General features: G+C 40.8%; 3 protein-coding genes. All 3 read right to left on the bottom strand.

The features are described 5' to 3' along the window. Positions 1-325 precede the first annotated feature (325 nt). Positions 326-814, bottom strand: a complete 489-nt coding sequence (locus D908_RS00950) for a GNAT family N-acetyltransferase (RefSeq protein WP_005527595.1) — start codon at positions 812-814, stop codon at positions 326-328. Positions 815-948: 134 nt separating this feature from the next. Further along, positions 949-1,419, bottom strand: a complete 471-nt coding sequence (locus D908_RS0120075; protein WP_032467778.1) for a hypothetical protein — start codon at positions 1,417-1,419, stop codon at positions 949-951. A 29-nt stretch (positions 1,420-1,448) separates the two neighbouring features. Then, positions 1,449-1,850: a hypothetical protein gene (locus D908_RS0120070; protein WP_032467777.1), complete on the bottom strand. Its 402-nt coding sequence runs from the start codon at positions 1,848-1,850 to the stop codon at positions 1,449-1,451. Between the last annotated feature and the right edge of the window lie 252 nt (positions 1,851-2,102).

Raw genomic sequence — 2,102 nt, 5'->3', positions numbered from 1 at the left:
GGTTAAGAGTCCGCGACAAAGGAAGCTCACTTTCAGCGATGATGCAGCCTTTGTGAAACCAAACTTTCCGTGTGGAGCATCCAACAACATTGAAGCATCGAGGTTTGATGGTTTTCAGCGACTTTGAAACCACTGAACTTTCAACACGTTCGACCAAATCAGCATCAAGAAAAAACTCAAAAGCCAAATTGTGCAATTTGAACGCTAAAAGCTGAGTTTTCAGAACGATTGAGCTTGGATTTTGATGATTTCTGTCTTTAAGAAGCTAACGCCCGCCTAAGGGGCTGGCAACGCCACGCGTTGGCAGTCCCTCTTGAGGCGTTTGTTATAGGGATTTTGCCAGCTTATTCAAATCATTACCTTCAAAGCGGTAATACTCTTTTTCTCTAATCAAACTGGCTCCGATTGATTTGTAAAACTTTCCTGCTGTCGGATTCGTATTCTCTGCTGTCCAATCTAAGCGCTGACAGTTATGAGTAATCGCGATAGAAGCCAAGTGTTTCATCAATTGAAGTCCAACACCTTTACCACGAGCAGAGGAAGATACAAATAGGTCTTTCATGTACATCTGGCCTGATAATTTTGGTGCCGGAAACATTATTGTGTAAGTTGCGAAACCCAAAATCTTATCGTGATCAAAGGCTGCGATCACTTTTACGCCTGAGTGCTCAGAAAATACTTGATGACTAAGATAGTTGGCTAAATCCTGTTCTGATGCAGCCTTTTCACCGAAATAATACTGCTCAAGTTCAATGAAGATCCCAAGTAAATCAAGGCAATCGTGTTTATCAACTCTTTTGATTTCTACTGACATTTACATCCCTATAACGCCCGCTTAAGGGGCAGCCAACGCCACTACTAACTTTCCGCACAACACCGCAATCACAAAAACCAACGCATAGTAGAAATGCCGCGCGTTGGCTGTCCCTCTTGAAGCGTTTGTTATGTTTATATTTCAAGCCACTGATATGGTGCTGCTAACCCCATAACTAATTCATGCCCCCTATTTGAAGGAACTATCCGTTTAGATACGTCATGCTCTAATTTAAACGAACCAAAGCACAATACTTTCGTACCAGGATTGATAAAGCGATGACTTAAGCCAAACTTTAATCGAGCTATCGGATAAATATTGTTACCTTTGCCTTGAAGCTTTGGAGAAAGCTCTGCCGATGAGAAAGGCCTAGTTGAGCTACTAAAATTAACCTTATTAACATGGCCTATAACTGCTGCTTTGACAGTACCGCTAGCAAGTATCTTTTGGTGTAACTCATCATAGTGCTTCACATCAAAAAAGAATTCGTCCCACCTTAATTTCTCTTTATCCACCATAACAAAAATTGACTGACGCATTGCTGGATTTTTACGTCCATATTCGTAAAGGTCAAACAAGCCATTAAGATTATTTACATAAGGCAACTTTCTACCACGTACTCTATAGGTTCGCTTTACAGTGTCATGGGTATGATTTTTAAAAAATCATTTTCCTTACCTTTCATTCTCACTTGGTCTTTATCGTCCATCAAATGGATACGAAAAACTCGGCTACCATTAGCTAAAGCAGTAAGGACTTCATTAGTTGAACCTGCCGCATCAATCACTTGCTTTCCTTTTGTGGCAAAAGAACAAGTTACTGCATGGTTTTCATATTTCGCCAACCTGAAATAAGCTGGGACTTGTGTTGTTTTTGACTTACCGACCCTTTGACTAGCTGAAACATACTCAAGCTCAGCTTCACAGCCTTTTCCACCACAAAATATTGGATCAGGTCTTCCAAAAGGTAAGTAATTCAGAATTGTTACTTGGTTTCGATTTGAATCATAACCAAATGGAATTTTCACTCCACTCACAGACCCCTCCTATAAACATAACGCCCGCCTAAGGGGCTGGCAACGCATAACAACCAAACTCAAACACAACAACTGCAACCACCACGGCTCAATGGGACTGGAAACGCCGCGCGTTGACAGTCCCTCTTGAGGCGTTTGTTATGCTTAAGTTTCAACACTTTACATTTAAACCAATTCAAGAATAACTCACTGAAATCATTGACCAAACTTCGAATTTCCTTGAATTAGAACTGGCTCAACTTTTACCTATAA

The sequence above is a fragment of the Vibrio mimicus CAIM 602 genome, assembly GCF_000338875.1.
Taxonomy (GTDB): domain Bacteria; phylum Pseudomonadota; class Gammaproteobacteria; order Enterobacterales; family Vibrionaceae; genus Vibrio; species Vibrio mimicus.
This window is presented reverse-complemented; position numbering and strand designations above follow the sequence as displayed.

Coding starts and splice junctions, on each gene's coding strand:
- D908_RS00950 (WP_005527595.1), bottom strand. CDS start 814: ATGTCAGTAGAAATCAAAAGAGTTGATAAACACGATTGCCTTGATTTA.